The sequence below is a fragment of the Streptomyces sp. NBC_01478 genome (assembly GCF_036227225.1).
GTDB lineage: Bacteria > Actinomycetota > Actinomycetes > Streptomycetales > Streptomycetaceae > Streptomyces.
This window is the reverse complement of the sequence record NZ_CP109444.1, coordinates 4,910,556-4,929,491: the sequence shown is the minus strand read 5'-3', so window position 1 is coordinate 4,929,491 and position 18,936 is coordinate 4,910,556. Positions and strand designations below refer to the sequence as shown.

Genomic DNA, 18,936 nt, shown 5'->3' with positions numbered 1-18,936 from the left:
CGAGTCATGCACGGCTACAACGTCCGTCATGCGGGGCTTTTGCGTCGGTCATCCGGTGTCTCTCCGGGTGTCTCGCCGCCGTCTCTCCGTACCGCGCCCGCCAGGATCCAGCCCTCCAACGCGTCGTACCGCCTGCGCTGTTCCTCCTCCGCGCGGCGGCCCGAGGCGACCGTGCCCAGCCAGCCGAGGGCGAAGCCGAGGGGGACCGTGACGAGGCCCGTCGTGGTGAACGGGAACCAGTTGAAGTCGGCCCGCGGGAAGGCGGCGGCGGGGGAGCCGGAGACCAGGTTCGTGCCCGGCATCAGCACCAGGACGGCCAGCGTGCCGCCGATGAGCGTGCTGAGCAGGCCTGTTCGGGTGTAGCGGCGCCAGAAGAGGCTGTAGACGAGGGCGGGCGCTATGGCCGAGGCGCCCAGGCAGAACGACAGGGTCACCAGGGGTTGCAGGCCCCGGTGCTGGACCAGCGTCGCGAGCAGGATCGCCGGGACGCCCACCGCCAGTGCCGAGTAGCGGGCCAGTGTCGTCTCGCGGCGGACCGGCGTCTCCCGCACCCGGGTCGCGAAGACGTCGTGGGCAAGGGAGTTGGCGCACGCGAGGATCATCCCGGCGACCGAGGCGAGCAGGGTCAGGAAGACGGCCGTGGTGACGGTGGTCAGGAGCAGGGTCTCCGTCGTCGACACGTCCGCCCCGAACACCGCCCGCGAGCCGAGGAGATAGGCGGTGTTGCCCTGCGGATCCGCCCGCGCGATCGCCGCCCGGCCGATCAGCGCCGTCGCACCGAACCCGACGACCGTCACGATCACCACGAACAGCGCCACGCTCGACACCGCCCACGACATCGACCGCCGCACCTGCCGGGCGCTCGACGCGGTGTACATGCGCATCGTGATGTGCGGCAGACAGGCACCGCCGATCACGACCGTCAACTGCGAACTGATCATGTCCAGCCGGGGACTTGGGCCGCCCGAGAACTGAAGTCCCGAGTGCAGGAAGGCCGGTCCGGCGCCGCTGCGCCCCGCCGCCGTGTCGAAGAACAGGCCCAGGTCCCAGTGGAAACGGTTCAGGAGGAGTACGGCGATCACGGCCCCGGACCCGAGCAGCATCACGATCTTCAGGATCTGGATGAGGGCGGTGCCCTTCATGCCGCCGATCGCCGCGTAGCTGATCATCACCGCACCCAGGCCGATGATGCAGCCGGTCTGCAGGAAGTCGCCGGAGAACCCGAGGATGAACGCCAACAACTGTCCGGCGCCCGCGAGTTGGACCAGCATCAGCGGCAGCAGCGCGACGATGGTCACCGCGCACGCGACGATCCGTACGGACCGGCCCGGCATCCGGCGGGCGAGCGCGTCGCCCATCGTGAACCGGCCCGCGTTGCGCAGCGGTTCGGCCAGCAGGAACATCAGCAGCAGCAACGACAGGGCCGTGCTCAGCGCGAGCACCACGCCGTCGTAGCCGTACAGGGCGATCACCCCGCCCGTGCCCAGCACGCTCGCCGCGGAGATGTAGTCACCGGCTATGGCAAGGCCGTTGCGCAGCGGCGAGAGGGAGCCGTAACCCGTGTAGAACTCGTCGAGGTCGTCGCCGTCGGGGCCCGTCAGCACGCAGAGCAGCAGCGTGATCGTGGCGACGGTGGAGAACGCCACCAGCGACATGGTCTGCGAGGAGTCCCGGAGGCCGGTCAGTGCGGTCGCCGTCGCGGTCGCGGTCGGTGCCGTCATCGTGCCGCCTCCCGTCTGGCGTCCAGTTCGGCCTGCTTGCGGAAGCGGTCCGCGAGGGGGTCGACGCGACGCCGGGCCGTGTGCTCGTAGAGCGCTGTCGCCAGCCAGGTGACGGGCAGTTGGACCAGCGCGAGCAGCAGCCCGGTGGGCACACCGCCGGTGACGGTGCTCGCCATCAGCGCGGGCGCGAACGCGGAGAGCCCGAGGAAGAGACAGAAGTAGCCGAGCGCGGCGGTGGTCGCCACGCGGCGCTGACGGCGGTACGCGCCGCGCAGGATGCGCAGATCGCTGTGGTTGCCGAGGGCGGGACGGCGGGGCGGGCGGCGGCGTTCGGGCGGCGGCGGGGGCGGTTGCCAGGGGTAGGTGACGGTGGGTGGTGTCGGAAGCGGTGGGTGGTCGTACGGGTCGTACGGGGCGGGTGACGAACGCACGTCATCCGGGCGGTATGCGTCATGCGGAGGGTACGGGTCGTAGGACATCCCGTGCTCCTTGCGTGGCTCGGGTCCGTGGCGGCGGACCGCAGGGAGTTGGGCGGAGCGGGTCACGCATGTTACTCGCCGGTTGGGGGATGTGGGCGCTTTTCTCCGAACTGGGCGGTCGGTGCGCACTTGCCGCGTCCATCGGGCGCTGACCTCGGGTGTTGTCCGTCCTGACGGTGATTTGAGGGACCGGTGGCGAACACGGTGGCGCCGTCCGCACGGTCGAGCGAGGTGATCACTCGATCGTGAGTTCCGCCTCCCGCGTGCCCGATGTGTCGCGATCCTGACAGGAGCGCGGGTGATCGGTGTCGCCCGCACGTACCAGGGGTGAGGTGTGCCATGACGCGGGCGGCGGAGCGACACGAGGGCCATGAGGGTCTGGACGAGCGGGCGTTACTGCTGGTGGCCGGGCTGGCCGAACTGGCGGTGAGCACGGCGGGGTCGGTGGTGGGCTCGGCCCTGGGGGTGGCGCGGGGGCTGCTGCGCCGCTCGGACGCGGCCGAGCTGGCGGCGGACGCCGAGCGGGGTCTGGCGGCGCGCGGGCGCCTGGTGCTTGACCGGTACACGGCCGTGCCCCCGGCCCATCTGGAGACCCTCGCCCGGCACGCCCTCGCTCGGCAGGCCGCCGCCGATGGCGTCTGAGCGCTGGGAGCCGGCCGCTTTCAAGGGCCGTGTCGACCAGGTGCTGCGGCGGTTCGTCGCCGAGGAGGCCGAGCGGTTCGCGGAGATCGACCCGGCGCTGGACCCGGTCGCCGGACAGGTGGAAGCCGCCGTCACGGACGGCAAAAGGCTGCGGGCGGCGTTCTGTTACTGGGGCTGGCGCGCGGTCGGGCAGCCCGACAGCGACGCGCTGGTGCGGGCGGCGGCCTCGATGGAACTCGTGCACGCCGCCGCGGTCGTGCACGACGATCTCATCGACGACAGCCCGCTGCGGCACGGCCGCCCCACCGCCCACATCGCGCTGCGCGGCGCCGTACGCCGCCGCCCGCGCGCCGTCGCGGCCGCCAGGTCCCTCGCCCTGCTGGTGGGGGATCTGCTGATGGGCATGGCGGGGGAGTTGTTCGCCACCAGCGGGCTGCCCGCCGCGTATCTCGCCCGGGCCCGCCCGCTGTGGTCCGTGCTGGCACGGGAGTTGATCGCGGGGGAGTGTCTGGAGATCCTGCGCACCGGCGCCGAGCCGGACACCGCCGCGTCGCTGAAGGTGATCCGGTACAAGACCGCCAAGTACACCGTGGAACAGCCCCTGTTGATCGGCGGCGCGCTGGCCGGGGCCGGTGGCCGGCTGCGCGAGGGCTACTCGGCGTACGGGCTGCCGCTGGGCGAGGCCTTCCAGTTGCGGGACGACGTCCTCGGCCTGTTCGGCGACCCGCAGCACACCGGCAAGGCCAACGCCGACGATGTGCGCGGCCACCGTCCCACGGCCCTGCTGGCGGAGACCTGGCGCACCGCCGGTGCCGAGGACCGGGAGCGGCTGCGCGCGCTGATGGGCCAACGGGACCTGGACGAGGCGGGGTTGCGCACGGTGCGCGAGACCATGCGCCGGCTGAAGGCACCCGACCGGGTCGAGGGCATGATCACCGCCCGGGTCGAGGAAGCGCTCGACGCCCTCCACGACCTGAACGTCCCCGCCTCCGCCGAGGCCGCGCTGACCGAACTGGCGCACTCGGCCGCCGTCCGCCTCTCCTGACCCGCGACCCCCGAACTCCCAGGAGCACTCAGTGACTTACACCGAGACCTCGATGGACGGCCTGCGCGCGGCCGGTGACGAACTCGCCGACGCGACCGTCGCCGCCCTGTTCGACCGCGGGGAGGTGGGCAAGTTCAACACCCTCATGCGCTACGTCTCCGTAGCGGGCGCCCCGCTGCCGGACGGGCTGCCCGACGTGGCCCGGGAGTACCTCAACGCGACCAGTGCGCCGCCGAGTTGGGTCGACTGGGGCGAGATGGAGAAGGCCCGGCTGTTCTTCATCGACAACAACGTGCACATCTCGACCGCCCTGTCCTTCGCCTCCATGCCCGCCTGCTACGTCGTCCCGACCGTGGCGAAACTCCTGTCGGCGACCCACGGACTGAAGTACCCCTCCAAACGGATGGCGGAGACGGGTCAGTTCACCGTCTACCTGATGCGGCCCGACGCCTTCGAGGCCGGCGGCCGCTTCCTCCCCGCCGCGCAGAAGGTCCGCCTCCTGCACGCCTCCATCCGCCACCACCTCGTCCGCGAAAACCATTGGGACACCGGCGAGTTGGGGACACCGATCTGCCAAGAGGACATGATCGGCGGGCAGATGTTCTTCTCCATGCTCGTCCTGGACAGCCTGCACCGGCTCGGCATCCACATGTCGACGGAGGGCGCGGAGGCCTACTACTACGCCTGGCGCGTGGTCGGCGCCATGCTCGGCGTCGACCAGGACGCCGTCCCCAAGTCCCTCGAGGAGGCACGCCGGTTCCTCGACCTGTACATGGTCCGGCACATGGGGCCGTCCGAGGAGGGCGCCCATCTGACCCGCCAGCTCATCGACCTCTACGAGGAGGTCGTCCCCGGAACCTTCTTCGACCCGATCGTCTCCGCCCTCATCCGCCATCTCGTCGGCGACACCTGCGCCGACTGGCTCCAGGTGCCGCGCACCCCGTGGGACACCGTCGTCAAGGCCGTGCCCCACCTCCTCGGCGTCCTGGAGACCATCGAGGACCACTCCCCGCTCGGCGCCTGGGCGTTGGACCGCCTCGGCCACCTCACCAGCGTCCTGGAACTGTCCTCCCTCACCCGCGGACGCGTCATGCACTACGCCATCCCCGAACAGCTCAAGAAGGACTACGGCGTCACCAACTCGGTGACGCGCAACCGCCGTTGGATCCCGCCGGCCGCCACCGTCTCCTGAACCGCACGCTCCTCACTGCTCCTTGAGGACCGGGAAGCGTCGCGGCGCCAGGAACAGCAGCACCAGGAAGGCGACGGCGGCGGCGCACCCGGCGCCGATGTACACCGCGTGCACCGCGTCCGCGATCGCCCGCCGGGTCGCCTCGGGGACCGCCCCCGCGTCGAGCCCCCGCGTCACCGAGTCGAGGTCGCTCGCGCCGCCCAACCGGGACGCCAACACCCCGTTGGCGACCGCCCCGAAGACGGACGCGCCGATCGTCTGGCCGGTCTGGCGGCAGAACAGGACGGACGCGGTCGTCACGCCCCGTTCCTCCCACCCGACCGTCGACTGCACCCCGACGATCAGCGGCAGTTGGAAGAGCCCGAGGGCCGCGCCGAGCAACAGCATCAGCAGCATCGGCTGCCAGGCCGAGCCCGGATACGGCAGGAACGGGAACGCGAACAGGATCAGCGTCGCCGTTCCGATCCCCAGCATCGCCGTGTTGCGGAAACCGATCCGCCGGTACACGTGCTGGCTCAGCGCGGCCGACACCGGCCAGGTCAACGTCCAGACGGACAGCACGAATCCGGCCGCCACGGGTGCCAGACCGAGCACCGACTGCGCGTATGTCGGCAGGAACACGCTCGGCGCCACCATCAGCAACCCCAGTGCGCCCAGGGCCAAGTTGACGGCCGCGATCGTACGGCGCCGCCACACCCACCCCGGGATGATGGGCTCGGCCGCCCGGCGCTCGATCGCCACGACCACTCCGGCGAGGCCAAGTCCCGTGGCGAAGAGGGCGATTGAGGGTGCCGAGAGCCAGTCCCAGGCCACCCCGCCCTGCACCAGGGCCGTGATCAGCACGCCTCCGCAGGCGAACACGGCCAGTGCGCCCGCCCAGTCGATGCGCGGGCGAGAGGTGCGGGTGCGTTGCGGTTCGTGGAGGTGGCGGACGATCAGCCACAACGCCACTGCCCCGACAGGGAGGTTGACCAGGAAGATCCAGCGCCAGCCGGCGTACGCGGCGAGCAACCCGCCGACCCCCGGGCCCGCGACCGCCGACACGGCCCACACCGTGGACAGCTTCGACTGGATCTTCGGTCGCTCCTTCAGCGGGTACAGATCGGCCGCGAGCGTCTGCACCGTGCCCTGCAACGCCCCGCCGCCCAGGCCCTGTACGACCCGGAACGCGATCAGCGCACCCATGCTCCAGGCCACCGAGCACAGCAGCGAACCGGCGAGGAACACCGCCGCGCCCGTGATCAGCACCGGCTTGCGGCCGAAGGTGTCGGAGAGCTTGCCGTAGACGGGCAGGGTGACTGTCACCGCCAGCAGATAGCCGGAGAACAGCCAGGAGAAGACGGAGAAGCCGCCGAGGTCGCCGACGATCTGCGGTACGGCCGTGGAGACGATGGTGGAGTCGAGGGCGGCCAGCGCCATCGCGAGCATGAGGGCCGCGACGACGGCTTTGCGGCGCCGGTCGGGAGGGGCCGGCGTGGGCTGCTCGGCCGCCTCGGTTCGTATCCCGGTGTCGCTGTCGCTGTTCCTGTCCCCCTGGTCCACAGGATTCCTTTCCCCTTGCATCTATCTGCCGCGCACCAGCTTCCCACTTGAGCCTCACGTAGCGGCAGGGTGGAAGGTGAGCGGGCCGGTGGGTGGACCGAACCCCGAGATCGGCTCCACCCGTCGGTGGAGACCCCCTAGGGGTGCCTCCCCACTGCGGCCCGGGGACGGTTCGTACCGGCGGAGGAGGAGACGGACCCGGGGTCGTCCTTAACCTGGCTTTATGCCGCTGGGGGGCGGCAGGCCGAACCGCGGAGGGTGGGGTTTTCCCCCGGGAAAGACTGCGCTGAGCACCAGCGCGCCGGACCCCCTCCCGCAGCCAGACTCATCGTCGTAACCACGTGAAACGCATCGACCGGGTACCGGCACGCTCGTCTGCCGCCCGACTTAGGAGACATACCGTGACATCGGCTGTGACCATTCCCAGGCACGGGGGCACTGGAGGGCGTACGGCCGTTGCCGCGCGAGCGCGGCAGGTCGTCAAGGCGTACGGGGCCGGGGAGACCCGCGTCGTCGCCCTCGACCATGTCGACGTGGACATCGCCCGCGGCCAGTTCACCGCGATCATGGGCCCCTCGGGGTCCGGCAAGTCCACGCTCATGCACTGCCTCGCCGGGCTCGACACCGTGACCTCCGGGCAGATCTACCTGGACGAGACCGAGATCACCGGTCTCAAGGACAAGAAGCTCACCCAACTGCGCCGGGACCGGATCGGGTTCATCTTTCAGGCGTACAACCTGCTGCCGACGCTGAACGCGCTCGAGAACATCACCCTCCCCATGGACGTAGCCGGCCGCAAGCCGGACAGGGGGTGGCTGGCGCAGGTCGTGGAGACGGTCGGGCTCTCCAGCCGGCTGAAGCACCGGCCCAACCAGCTCTCCGGCGGTCAGCAGCAACGCGTCGCCGTGGCAAGGGCGTTGGCGGCCCGCCCCGAGATCATCTTCGGTGACGAGCCGACCGGAAACCTCGACTCCCGTGCGGGAGCAGAGGTGTTGGGCTTCCTGCGCCGGTCCGTCGACGACCTCGGGCAGACCATCGTGATCGTCACCCACGACCCGGTGGCCGCCTCGTACGCGGACCGTGTCCTGTATCTCGCGGACGGCCGGATCGTCGACGAGATGTTCAAGCCGACCGCGGACGCCGTCCTCGACCGCATGAAGGACTTCGACGCGCGGGGGCGTACGTCATGACTGTCATGAAGACCTCGATGCGCAACTTCTTCGCGCACAAAGGGCGGATGGCGCTCTCGGCGATAGCCGTGCTGCTGTCGGTGGCGTTCGTGTGCGGCACGCTGGTGTTCACCGACACGATGAACACGACGTTCGACAAGCTCTTCGCGGCCACCGCGTCCGACGTGACGGTCCTGCCGAAGGCGGCCAAGGCCGACGGCAGCACCCCGCAGAACGGACTGCCCGAGTCGCTGCCGGCCTCCACGGTCGCGCAGGTGGCGAAGGCCCAGGGCGTCAAGTCCGTTGAGGGCGCCGTCAGTTCGATGAACGTGACCGTCGTGAACAGCGCCAACAAGAACATGGGGTCCTCGACCGGCGCGCCCACCATCGCGGGCAACTGGACGAAGAACGACCTGCGTTCGATGGAGGTCACCTCCGGACACGCCCCGCGCGGCCCGACCGAGACCATGGTCGACGCCGACACCGCCGACAAGCACCACCTCAAGATGGGCGACTCGCTGCGCACCATCTCGCAGACCGGTGACTTCACCGCGAGGATCGTCGGTATCGCCACCTTCAAGGTGACCAACCCCGGTGCGGCCGTCGTCTACTTCGACACCGCCACCGCGCAGCGCGAACTCCTGGGCGCCACCGGCCGGTTCACCCAGCTCGGGGTCACCGCCGCGAGCGGTGTGACGGACGCTCGGCTCAAGCAGAACGTGGCACAGACCCTCGCGCCGACCGGGACGTACAAGATCCAGACGGCCAAGGAGAACGCCGACGAGAACCGCCAGGGCGTCGGCCAGTTCATGGACGTCATCAAGTACGCCATGCTCGGCTTCGCCGGGATCGCGTTCCTGGTGGGCATCTTCCTGATCATCAACACCTTCTCGATGCTGGTCGCCCAGCGGACCCGCGAGATCGGCCTGATGCGGGCGGTGGGCTCGTCCCGTGGCCAGGTCAACCGCTCGGTGCTGGTCGAGGCGACCCTCCTCGGGATTGTCGGCTCGATCCTCGGTGTCGGCGCCGGTGTCGGGATCGCCGTAGGCCTGATGAAGCTGATGAGCGCGGCGGGCATGGACCTGTCGACCCGGGACCTGACCGTGAAGTGGACGACTCCGGTGCTCGGCCTGCTCCTCGGCGTGATCGTCACCATCCTCGCCGCCTACCTCCCGGCCCGCCGGGCCGGCAAGGTCTCCCCGATGGCCGCGCTGCGCGACGCCGGCACACCGGCCGACGGCAAGGCCGGCTGGGTACGGGGTCTGATCGGCCTGGTGCTGACGGGAGCGGGCGCTGCCGCCCTGTTCGCGGCGGCGACCGCGAAGAAGGCGGCGGACGGTTCGCTGGTCCTGGGCGCGGGTGTCGTGCTCTCGCTGATCGGCTTCGTGATCATCGGCCCGCTGCTGGCCAACGGGGTCGTACGGGTCATCAGCGTGGTCCTGCTGAGGGCCTTCGGACCGGTGGGGCGCCTGGCGGAACGCAACGCGCTCCGCAACCCGAGGCGTACGGGTGCCACGGGTGCGGCCCTGATGATCGGCCTCGCGCTGGTCGCCTGCCTGTCGGTCGTCGGATCGTCGATGGTGGCCTCGGCCACGAGTGAACTCGACAAGTCCGTGGGTGCCGACTTCATCGTCCAGGGCAACCAGCGGATCGTGCCGCAGGCGGAGAAGGCGATGGAACAGTCGCCGGACCTCGTCCACGTCACCCGCTACAAGGACCTCGACGCCACGCTGACCTCACCGGACGGCCAGAAGGACACCGACGGCATCACCGCCGCCGACCCGTCCTACGCCCAGGACCTGCGCCGCGCCACCACGGCCGGCGAACTGTCCGCCGCCTACGGCACCAACGCGATGTCGGTCGGCTCCGACTACGCCACGGAGCACGGCGTCCACCTCGGCGACACGATCGGCGTCGCCTTCAAGGGCGGCTCGACGGCGAAGCTCAAGGTCACGGCCATCACGGACGACGACGTCGCCATCGACAAGGGCGCGCGCTACACCAGCATCGCGACGATGCAGAAGTACCTGCCGGCCGACAAGATCCCGCCCAACGAGATCATGTTCGCCAAGGCCAAGGACGGCCAGGAGAAGCAGGCGTACGCGGCCCTGAAGAAGGCCATGGAGCCCTACCCGCAGTACCAGGTGCGCGACCAGACCGACTACAAGCAGGAACTGAAGGACCAGATCGGCAAGCTCCTGAACATGGTCTACGGCCTTCTCGCCCTCGCGATCATCGTGGCGGTCCTGGGCGTGGTGAACACGCTGGCCCTGTCGGTCGTCGAGCGGACCCGCGAGATCGGCCTCATGCGAGCGATCGGCATGTCCCGCCGGCAGCTCCGCCGGATGATCCGCATGGAGTCGGTCGTGATCGCCCTCTTCGGAGCGCTGCTCGGCCTGGGCCTGGGGATGGGCTGGGGGGCCACTGCTCAGCAGCTCCTCGCGCTGGAGGGGCTGAAGGTCCTGGAGATTCCCTGGGGGACGATCATCGCGGTCTTCGTGGGGTCGGCGTTCGTGGGGCTGTTCGCGGCTCTGATCCCGGCGTTCCGGGCGGGGCGGATGAACGTCCTGAACGCGATCGCCACGGAGTAGCCCACAGAGCCACTGTCCAACGGGGGCAGACCTGGCGCCGAGAAGTCACGGGGGACTTCTTGGCGCCGGGTCTGTTTGTTGTCTTGATGGGTGACTTCTTTGTTGCCGGTAAACGGGTGGCTGGGCGGGCATAGGCCCGGGGGTCCAGGGGGCGGAGCCCCCTGGTACGTCAACACCGGCGCAGGGTGCCGGGAAAGCAGGGTTATCCACAGCCCCGGCGTCAGTCGGCGCACCGACGTACGCTGGAGACCCCCGGCCCACCCTTCGCGTCGGGCCCTTCGTGTTGCCCACCCTCCGGACGGAAGCGCCCCTCCATGAGTCTGCACGGTCTGCTCGACGCCGTAGTCAAGGACCCCGCCCTCGCGGAAGCCACCCGCGCCGCGGCCGACGGCAACCGCATGCACGTCGACCTGGTCGGCCCCCCGGCGACCCGCCCCTTCGCGGTCGCCGCGCTGGCCCGACAGACCGGCCGCACCGTCCTCGCGGTGACCGCGACAGGCCGCGAGGCGGAGGACCTGGCGGCAGCCCTGCGCTCACTGCTCCCGCCGGACGGCGTCGTGGACTACCCCTCCTGGGAGACCCTCCCGCACGAGCGGCTGAGCCCGCGCAGCGACACCGTGGGCCGTCGCCTCGCCGTCCTGCGCCGCCTGGCCCACCCGAGGGAGGACGACCCGGAGACGGGCCCGGTCTCCGTCGTCGTAGCACCCGTGCGGTCCGTGCTCCAGCCGCAGGTCAAGGGGCTGGGAGACCTGGAGCCGGTCGCCCTGAGGACGGGAGTGACCGCCGACCTGAACGCGGTCGTGGACGCGCTCGGCGCCGCCGCGTACGCGCGCGTGGAGCTCGTCGAGAAGCGCGGCGAGTTCGCCGTACGAGGCGGCATCCTGGACGTGTTCCCGCCCACCGAGGAACACCCCCTGCGCATCGAGTTCTGGGGCGACGACGTCGAGGAGATCCGCTACTTCAAGGTCGCCGACCAGCGCTCCCTGGAGGTCGCCGAACACGGCCTGTGGGCACCCCCCTGCCGTGAACTCCTGTTGACGGAAGACGTCCGCACGCGTGCGCGTGCCCTCGCCGAACAGCACCCCGAACTGGGCGAGCTGCTCGGCAAGATCGCCGAGGGCATCGCCGTGGAGGGCATGGAGTCGCTGGCCCCGGTGCTCGTCGACGACATGGAGTTGCTGCTCGACGTCCTGCCCAAGGGCGCGATGACCGTCGTATGCGATCCGGAGCGGGTACGCACGCGTGCGTCCGATCTCGTGGCCACCTCGCAGGAGTTCCTGCAGGCATCCTGGGCCGCGACCGCCGGTGGCGGCGAGGCGCCCATCGACGTCGGCGCGGCCTCCCTGTGGGCCATCGCGGACGTACGGGACCGGGCGCGCGAGCTGGACATGATGTGGTGGTCGGTGTCGCCGTTCGCCGCCGACGAAGAGCTCGACGCGGACACCCTGAAGCTCGGGATGCACGCCCCGGAGACCTACCGCGGCGACACCGCGAAGGCCCTCGCCGACACCAAGGGCTGGCTCGCGGACGGCTGGCGCACGGTCTTCGTGACCGAGGCCCACGGCCCCGCCGCCCGCACGGTCGAGGTCCTCGGCAGCGAGGGCGTGGCGGCCCGCCTGGAGACGGAACTCGGCGAGATCGCCCCCTCCGTGGTGCATGTGGCGACCGGCTCGATCGACTACGGCTTCGTCGACACGGCGCTGAAGCTCGCCGTCCTCACGGAGACCGACCTCTCCGGGCAGAAGGCCGCCGGCAAGGACGGCGTCCGGATGCCGGCCCGCCGCCGCAAGACCATCGACCCGCTCACCCTGGAGGCGGGCGACTACATCGTCCACGAGCAGCACGGTGTGGGCCGCTACATCGAGATGGTCCAGCGCACGGTGCAGACCGCCACGCGCGAGTACCTGGTCGTCGAGTACGCCCCCGCCAAGCGCGGCCAGCCCGGCGACCGGCTGTACATCCCCACCGACCAGTTGGAGCAGATCACCAAGTACGTCGGCGGCGAGGCCCCGACCATGCACCGCCTGGGCGGCGCCGACTGGACGAAGACCAAGGCGCGCGCCAAGAAGGCCGTCAAGGAGATCGCGGCCGACCTCATCAAGCTGTACTCGGCCCGGATGGCGGCCCCGGGGTACGCGTTCGGCGCGGACACGCCATGGCAGCGCGAGCTGGAGGACGCCTTCCCGTACGTCGAGACGCCGGACCAGTTGACCACGATCGCCGAGGTCAAGGACGACATGGAGAAGTCGATCCCGATGGACCGGCTGGTCTGCGGCGACGTCGGCTACGGCAAGACCGAGATCGCGGTCCGGGCCGCCTTCAAGGCCGTCCAGGACGGCAAGCAGGTCGCCGTCCTCGTGCCGACGACCCTCCTGGTGCAGCAGCACTTCGGGACGTTCACCGAGCGGTACTCGCAATTCCCGGTCAACGTACGGGCGTTGAGCCGCTTCCAGACCGACACCGAGGCGAAGGCGACCCTGGAGGGCCTGCGCGAGGGCTCCGTGGACCTCGTCATCGGCACCCACCGCCTGTTCTCCTCCGAGACCAAGTTCAAGGACCTCGGCCTGGTCATCGTCGACGAGGAGCAGCGCTTCGGCGTCGAGCACAAGGAGCAGTTGAAGAAGCTCCGCGCCAACGTCGACGTGCTGACGATGTCCGCCACCCCGATCCCCAGAACCCTGGAGATGGCGGTCACCGGCATCCGCGAGATGTCCACCATCACGACGCCCCCGGAGGAGCGTCACCCGGTGCTGACGTTCGTCGGCCCCTACGAGGAGAAGCAGATCGGCGCCGCGATCCGCCGTGAACTCCTGCGCGAGGGCCAGGTCTTCTACATCCACAACCGGGTCGAGTCGATCGACCGCGCGGCGGCGAGGCTGCGCGAGATCGTCCCGGAGGCGCGCATCGCGACCGCCCACGGCCAGATGTCGGAGCAGTCGCTGGAGCAGGTCGTCGTCGACTTCTGGGAGAAGAAGTTCGACGTCCTCGTGTCGACGACGATCGTCGAGTCGGGCATCGACATCTCCAACGCGAACACGCTGATCGTCGAACGAGGCGACAACTTCGGTCTGTCGCAGCTTCACCAGCTCAGGGGCCGTGTCGGCCGAGGCAGGGAGCGCGGCTACGCGTACTTCCTCTACCCGCCGGAGAAGCCCCTGACGGAGACGGCCCACGAGCGCCTCGCGACCATCGCCCAGCACACGGAGATGGGCGCGGGCATGTACGTGGCGATGAAGGACCTGGAGATCCGAGGGGCCGGAAACCTCCTGGGCGGCGAACAGTCCGGCCACATCGCGGGCGTCGGCTTCGACCTGTACGTCCGCATGGTCGGCGAGGCCGTCGCGGACTACCGGGCCTCCCTGGAGGGCGGTGTCGAGGAGGAGCCGCCCCTGGAGGTCAAGATCGAGCTCCCGGTCGACGCGCACGTCCCGCACGACTACGCCCCCGGCGAGCGCCTGCGCCTCTCGGCCTACCGGTCCATCGCCTCCGCCAACACGGAGGAGGACATCAAGGCCGTACGCGAGGAACTCGTCGACCGCTACGGCAAGTTGCCCGAGCCGGTGGAGAACCTGCTGCTGGTGGCCGGCCTGCGCATGCTCGCGCGCGCGTGCGGCGTCGGCGACATCGTCCTCCAGGGCACCAACATCCGCTTCGCCCCGGTGGAGTTGCGCGAGTCCCAGGAGCTGCGCCTCAAGCGCCTCTACCCCGGCACGGTCATCAAGCCGGCCGCCCACCAGGTGTTGGTACCCCGCCCGAAGACCGCCAAGGTGGGCGGAAAGCCGTTGGTCGGGCGGGAGTTGCTGGGGTGGGTGGGGGAGTTCCTGGCTTCGATTCTGGGGTCTTAGCGGTGATGAGGGGTGGGGGTTGGGGCGGAGGTAGGGGTGGGGGCCGGGGTAGCGGGCGACGGTTTGCGGAGCGGGCCGGGGGCGGGCGTGTGTGCGGCGCGTGAGTGTGGGCGTGCGGGGCGTGGGTGTGAGGCGTGCGGCGCGTGCGGGTGAAGCGGGCGTGTGGGCGTGTGGGGCGGTGGAACGCTGCGCGCGCGGCACAGTCACCTCGCAGGTCACGCGACCCGGACCGGGGGGTTGGGCGTCTCGGCTGTGGTCGGCAGGGTGTGTGCGGTCATCTGCCCGTACTGGGCCGTGAGTTCCAGGAGTAGCCGGTGTGGCAGCCGGCCGTTGACCGGTCCGTCTGAGGGTGCTCACCGGTCGGTCGCGTAGGGCGAGTTGAGCGGGGTAGGGCGCCTCGGCTGTGGTCGGCAGTGTGCGTGCTGTCATCTGCCCGTCCTGGGCCGTGAGTTCCAGGAGTGGCCGGTGTGGCAGCCGGCCGTTGACCGGTCCGTCTGAGGGTGCTCACCGGTCGGTCGCGTAGGGCGAGTTGAGCGGGGTAGGGCGCCTCGGCTGTGGTCGGCAGTGTGCGTGCTGTCATCTGCCCGTCCTGGGCAGCGAGTTCCGGGAGCGGCCGGTGCGGCAGCCGGCCGACGACCCGTCCGTCTGAGGGCGCTCACCGGCCGGTCGCGTAGACCGAGTTGAGCGGGGGCAGGGCGCCCCGGCTGTGGTCGGCAGGGTGTGTGCCGTCATCCGCGCGTCCTGCACCGCGAGTTCCAGGAGCGGCCGGTGCGGCAGCCGGCCGACGACCCGTCCACCTGAAGGCGCCCACCGGCCGGTCGCGTAGGGCGAGTTGAGCGTTCGCGATACGGCGTCCTGGTCCGCCCCGCCCCGCCCGGTCCGTGCCCCGTCACACCGAATCGCCCGCTCGCGCGGTCGGCCCTGCTGTCGCGCGGAGCAATCGGGCGCCGTATCGGCCGGTCGTCGGGCGGAGGGATCGCACGCGGTCGGTCGGTCGTCGGGCGGAGGGATCGCACGTGGTCGGTCGGTCGTCGGGCGGAGGGATCGCACGTGGTCGGTCGGTCGTCGGGCGGAGGGATCGCACGTGGTCGGTCGGTCGTCGGGCGGAGGGATCGCACGTGGTCGTTTGGTCGTCGAGCCGAACAACCCCGCGAGGTCAGCCGCCCGTCGCCCGGTACAACGCGTACGCGCTCAGCTAGCCGTCGTCCGGCGCAACGCCTACGCGCTCAGTCGCTCCCCGCCCGGAACAGCATCGACGCCAGCACCCGGAACACCTCCTCCGGATCCCGCTCGCCCACCGCCCCGTCCAGGTTGTGACCCAGCAGCAGCGTCGCGAAGCCGTGGGCCAGGGACCAGGCGGCGACGCCGGCGAGGCGGGCGTCGGGGCCGCGGCCCTCGGGCGGTACGGCGGAGACGGCTTGGCGCAGGGCGTCGGTGGCGAGGGCGCGGGCCGTGGTGAGTTCGAGGTCGCCGTCGCGCAACAGCTCTGGTGCGAACATCACTTGGAAGTGCGCCGGATGTTCGCGCGCGAAGCGCACGTAGCGGACGCCCGCGTCCTTCAGGTCCGCCGCCTCGCCGATCGCGTCCGCCAGCAGCCCGAACCCCTCCGCCGCGATCGCCGTCAACAGCCCCGTGCGGTCCTTGAAGTGATGCGCCGGCGCCGCGTGCGAGACACCGGCACGGCGCGCGAGATCGCGCAGGCTCAGCGCCGACGGGCCGTCGGCGGCGATGACGTCGAGCGCGGCGGCGAGGACGGCGCGGCGCAGATCGCCGTGGTGGTACGGGGTCTTGGTGGGCCCGTCGGCCTTGGTGGGCTTAGTGGGCTTGGTCGTACTCATGGTCAGCAGCGTACGCCGAATCTAGGCATTGACAAGTTTGGGCGGTTGGGGCAATCTTGTCAGTGTCAAGTTGTGGACGGCTCGGATGCGACGAGGAGTTACGCCATGTCGGACAGCGTGCGTGGAGTGGAGACCACGAAAAGCCCTGCCACCGTGGAGCTGAGCCGCGTGCGCCAGCTCTGGCACCTGCTCGAACCCCTGCACGCGGTGCTGTACTACGCGCCGGAGGTCTTCGAGGAGGCGGCCGCACTCGGCTACGGCACCGAGGAGCGCTGGCCGAGCTACTTCCCGCTGCGCGCCGCGCCCTTGGGCCCGGTCGGCAGTGGGCGCGTGACCTCCGCCTTCTACAGCTTCAACCCCCGCATGGTCGCCGAGCACATGGACTCGGCGTGGAGCACTGCGAGCCCGGACGCCGTACTGAAGGCGAGGCTGCGCGGCATGGACCGGGCCTACCGCGCGATATTCGGCGACCGTGTCGACAGCCCCGAGCTGGCGGAGGCCGCCGCCCTGGCCCGCCGTGCCGCCGAGGCGGTGAACATCGAGGGCCGCCCCCTCGCCGCGGCCAACGCCGAGTTGACCTGGCCCGCGGAACCTCACCTCCAGTTGTGGCAGGCGGCGACGATCCTGCGCGAGCACCGGGGCGACGGCCACCTCGCGGCCCTCCTCGTCGCCGGCCTCGACCCGGTCGAGTCCCTGGTCTCCTTCGCCGCGATCGGCGCCGCCTCCGTCCAGCGCTTCGAGAGCCGGGGCTGGAGCCCGCAGGAGTGGTCGGCGGCCCGGGAGCGCCTGGTCGGCCGAGGCGTCATAGACGACAGGGGCACGGCGACGAGGGCGGGCCGCGACCTGCGCCAGGAGGTCGAGCGCCGCACCGACCAACTGGCTGCCGCGCCTTGGGAGTTCCTCGGCCGGACCGACACCGACCGACTCGCCGACCTGCTGGGGGAGTTCTGGGTCGCCGTACTGGGTTCCGGGCTGCTGCCCTCGGAGTCGACGTTGGGCATCGGCAAGGTCTGAGAAGGGTGTTGGGGAGAGAGTGTGAGGAGTGAGTGCGAGGTGGGGGCGCCTTAGTCGACTTGGTCGCGGCCATACACCCCAGTTGTGCGCCATGTGCCCCGGGGCCCTATATATCCGCTACATCTCCGCGGCTAACGTGGGCACCAGGTCACTGTCCGCCCCTGCCGGGGCGGGGCCGGGCAAGCAAGGGGAGGGGCGCACGTGATGCGTCTGAGGGGTGGGGCGGCCATAGCCGCCTTGGTCATGTTGTCCGTCGCCGGATGCAAGCAGGACACGACGGGATCGGGTGACTCCGGGCCCGGGGCGACGGCCGGTGGAGGCTCCGGCACAGGCTCCGGCGGGGGCGCGGCTCTGACCGCCGCCGAGTCCCTGACCGTGAAGGGGCGCGCACCGAAGACCGGTTACTCCCGTGAACGGTTCGGCACCGCCTGGGCCGACACGGACTCCAACAGTTGCGACACCAGGGACGACATCCTCAAACGGGACCTGAAGCAGGTGAAGTTCACCGACGGCGACTGCAAGGTGTCGTACGGCGTCCTCGAATCCGATCCGTACTCCGGCAAGGAAGTCGTCTACAAGCGCGGCGCCAGCCTCGTCGACATCGACCACCTGGTCGCTCTCTCCGACGCCTGGCAGAAGGGCGCCAAGTACTGGGACGCCAGCAAGCGCATAGCTCTCGCCAACGACCCGCTCAACCTCCTCACCGTCGGCGCCAGCCCCAACCGCAGCAAGGGCGACGGCGACACGGCGACCTGGGTGCCGCCCAAGGCGTACCGGTGCACGTATGTCGCCGCACAGGTCGCCGTGAAGAAGAAGTACGGGCTGTGGGTCACCTCCGCGGAGAAGGCCGCGATGGTGAAGGTCCTCTCCACCTGCTCGAAGCAGGCCCTGCCGACCGGAGGCAATCCGACGAACGCGCCGGCGAGGTTCCACGCGAACTGAGCGGCCGCGGCCGCGACTTGACCTGACGGCGGAACGCTCAGAGGCGCCCGGCGGTGACATACCGGGCGCCGATGTGACCGGCGGCGACGTGAAAACCGGTTCTCGGATCTCGCGCCGCCGCCTACGGTGACAGATATGGAACCGAAGGTGTCGAGCCTCGCCGAGCGGCCCGACAAGCTGGAGCAGGTCCGCGGGATGCCCGACACCTGGCCGGAGTTCGTGACCAACGACCTGGTGGGCAACGCCCACTACAGCCGGATCGCCACCGAACTGCCGGAGTACGTGCTCTTCGCAGAGGACGAGCACGGCGAAGTCGTCGCGCAGGCCTACAGCCTGCCCTTCGCCCTCCACACCGAGGATCGCGGCACGCTTCCCGCGCGCGGCTGGGACCAGGTGCTCGTCTGGGCCTTCGCCGACCTGCGCCGAGGCACCCGCCCCGACACCGTCAGCGCGATCTCCATCAGCGTCGCCCCGCAGGCCCAGGGCGGCGGGCTGTCCGGCCGGATGCTCGCGGCGATGCGGGACAACGCGCGCGCCCACGGCTTCACCGAGGTCGTCGCCCCGCTCCGCCCCAGCGCCAAACACCTCGAACCGCACACCCCGATCGAGGAGTACGTACGACGGCTGCGCCCCGACGGACTGCCGCACGACTCATGGCTGCGCGTCCACGTCCGGGCCGGTGCCGTCGTCGACTCCATCGCGCCCGCGTCGATGACCGTGGCCGCCTCGTTGGAGGAGTGGCGTTGCTGGACGGGGCTGCCCTTCGACACCGCGGGCGACATCGAGGTACCCGGGGCACTGGTGCCGGTGCGCTGCGAACCGGAGCGCGATTGCGCCGTGTACGTCGAGCCCAACGTGTGGCTACGGCACGCCCTGTGAACATCCCCCAGCCGCAAGCCGGTTGGGGCCGCTCGAC

Annotated in this window: 13 protein-coding genes; 9 read left to right on the top strand and 4 right to left on the bottom strand. The window is 70.6% G+C overall.

The features are described 5' to 3' along the window. Positions 1-26 precede the first annotated feature (26 nt). Both OG223_RS22050 and OG223_RS22045 read right to left on the bottom strand, forming a co-directional pair. Positions 27-1,721, bottom strand: a complete 1,695-nt coding sequence (locus OG223_RS22050) for a sodium/solute symporter (protein WP_329251245.1) — start codon at positions 1,719-1,721, stop codon at positions 27-29. Next, positions 1,718-2,200 carry a DUF485 domain-containing protein gene (locus tag OG223_RS22045; protein WP_329251243.1) on the bottom strand — a complete coding sequence of 161 codons (483 nt, stop codon included), beginning with the start codon at positions 2,198-2,200 and terminating at the stop codon, positions 1,718-1,720. The genes OG223_RS22050 and OG223_RS22045 overlap by 4 nt, the downstream gene beginning before the upstream one ends. A 339-nt stretch (positions 2,201-2,539) precedes the next feature. Between OG223_RS22045 and OG223_RS22040 the strand changes: the two genes are divergently transcribed. From OG223_RS22040 to OG223_RS22030, 3 genes are read left to right on the top strand one after another with little or no spacing between them, the layout of a single operon-like run. Next, on the top strand, positions 2,540-2,842 hold the full coding sequence (locus OG223_RS22040; protein WP_329251240.1) for a polyprenyl synthetase: 303 nt from the start codon (positions 2,540-2,542) through the stop codon (positions 2,840-2,842). After that, positions 2,832-3,887, top strand: a complete 1,056-nt coding sequence (locus OG223_RS22035; protein WP_329251238.1) for a polyprenyl synthetase family protein — start codon at positions 2,832-2,834, stop codon at positions 3,885-3,887. The genes OG223_RS22040 and OG223_RS22035 overlap by 11 nt, the downstream gene beginning before the upstream one ends. 31 nt (positions 3,888-3,918) lie before the next feature. Then, positions 3,919-5,079: an oxygenase MpaB family protein gene (locus OG223_RS22030; RefSeq protein ID WP_329251235.1), complete on the top strand. Its 1,161-nt coding sequence runs from the start codon at positions 3,919-3,921 to the stop codon at positions 5,077-5,079. Between the two features lie 12 nt (positions 5,080-5,091). Here OG223_RS22030 and OG223_RS22025 read toward each other — a convergent pair whose 3' ends face one another. After that, positions 5,092-6,642, bottom strand: a complete 1,551-nt coding sequence (locus OG223_RS22025) for an MFS transporter (protein WP_443073732.1) — start codon at positions 6,640-6,642, stop codon at positions 5,092-5,094. Between the two features lie 380 nt (positions 6,643-7,022). Here OG223_RS22025 and OG223_RS22020 point away from each other — a divergent pair, with 380 nt between their 5' ends. The 3 genes from OG223_RS22020 to mfd all read left to right on the top strand — a co-directional run bounded on the left by OG223_RS22020 (position 7,023) and on the right by mfd (position 14,226). Then, a complete protein-coding gene (locus tag OG223_RS22020; protein WP_329251232.1) occupies positions 7,023-7,811 on the top strand; it encodes an ABC transporter ATP-binding protein in 789 nt (262 codons plus the stop codon). After that, positions 7,808-10,381, top strand: coding sequence for an ABC transporter permease (locus OG223_RS22015; RefSeq protein ID WP_329251229.1), 2,574 nt, complete (start codon positions 7,808-7,810; stop codon positions 10,379-10,381). The genes OG223_RS22020 and OG223_RS22015 overlap by 4 nt, the downstream gene beginning before the upstream one ends. Before the next feature lie 314 nt (positions 10,382-10,695). Next, positions 10,696-14,226: a transcription-repair coupling factor gene (gene mfd / locus OG223_RS22010; RefSeq protein ID WP_329251226.1), complete on the top strand. Its 3,531-nt coding sequence runs from the start codon at positions 10,696-10,698 to the stop codon at positions 14,224-14,226. 1,226 nt (positions 14,227-15,452) lie between these two features. On the opposite strand, the gene OG223_RS22005 is transcribed toward mfd, so the two are convergent. Next, positions 15,453-16,064, bottom strand: coding sequence for a TetR/AcrR family transcriptional regulator (locus tag OG223_RS22005; protein WP_329251224.1), 612 nt, complete (start codon positions 16,062-16,064; stop codon positions 15,453-15,455). Positions 16,065-16,169: 105 nt separating this feature from the next. On the opposite strand from OG223_RS22005, the gene OG223_RS22000 reads away from it, so the two are divergent. From OG223_RS22000 to OG223_RS21990, 3 genes are all read left to right on the top strand, one after another. After that, the gene (locus OG223_RS22000; RefSeq protein WP_329251222.1) at positions 16,170-17,078 is read left to right on the top strand and encodes an SCO6745 family protein; all 909 of its coding nucleotides are present in this window, start codon (positions 16,170-16,172) and stop codon (positions 17,076-17,078) included. 204 nt (positions 17,079-17,282) lie between these two features. Beyond that, positions 17,283-18,020, top strand: a complete 738-nt coding sequence (locus OG223_RS21995) for an HNH endonuclease family protein (RefSeq protein WP_329251221.1) — start codon at positions 17,283-17,285, stop codon at positions 18,018-18,020. A gap of 135 nt (positions 18,021-18,155) precedes the next feature. After that, positions 18,156-18,899 (top strand): GNAT family N-acetyltransferase, encoded by a 744-nt coding sequence (locus tag OG223_RS21990; RefSeq protein ID WP_329251219.1) that lies wholly within the window; start codon positions 18,156-18,158, stop codon positions 18,897-18,899. Positions 18,900-18,936 lie beyond the last annotated feature (37 nt).